Genomic DNA, 655 nt, shown 5'->3' with positions numbered 1-655 from the left:
AGCATTTAGAAGGCGGTATCATTGAAAAACTGTATGTTCAAGAGGGCGATTTGGTAAAGAAAGGCCAGCCGCTTGTTCAATTATCGCAACGTCAGCCAATGGCCAAGCTAGATGCAGTTAGTGGTCAGTACATTCACACGCTAGCGAAGGAAAACCGGCTGAGTGCCGAATTGGATGAATTAGCGGATATCTCGTGGTCTGGTGATCTAGAAGCGATTCCTCGTGTGAACATCGTTAAAGAAGCACAGTTAGTACAAAACAAAATCTTTACTGCCAGAAAGCGTTTTTTTGAGAGCAAGCTTAGTATTATTGAACAAAGTATTTCTGGTGCGAGCTTAGAGCTCGAAAATCTTAAGCAAACCAAAGTCATCGAAAGAGAACGCCTCAACTTTATTGAAGAAGAAATTGCAAGTAACCAAGCTTTGGTCCAGAAGGGGTTTTCTGGCAAATCCACTTTGTTGCAACTCAAACGGCTTGCCGCAGAGGTTCGCAGTACTCTAAGTCAGCTTGATCGGCAATCTTTAACCGTTGGGAAAAGGTTAGACGAGAACCAAGCCAAGATAGAAGAGTTAAAGCTCGAAAGATTGAATGAAATCGTCGAAGAGTTGCGGAATACCAAAAAAGAAGTCGTTGCTATTCGTGAAGAGTATCGATC

At 42.7% G+C, this 655-nt stretch carries 1 protein-coding gene; it reads left to right on the top strand.

Annotated elements, in window-relative coordinates:
• Positions 1–655: biotin/lipoyl-binding protein (locus tag R7040_RS27185; RefSeq protein WP_318097702.1), on the top strand; the 655-nt coding region annotated here is incomplete at both ends.

The organism is Vibrio sp. 1069, from assembly GCF_033340555.1.
The sequence above is the reverse complement of the archived record's forward strand: the minus strand, read 5'-3'. Positions and strand labels throughout refer to the sequence as shown.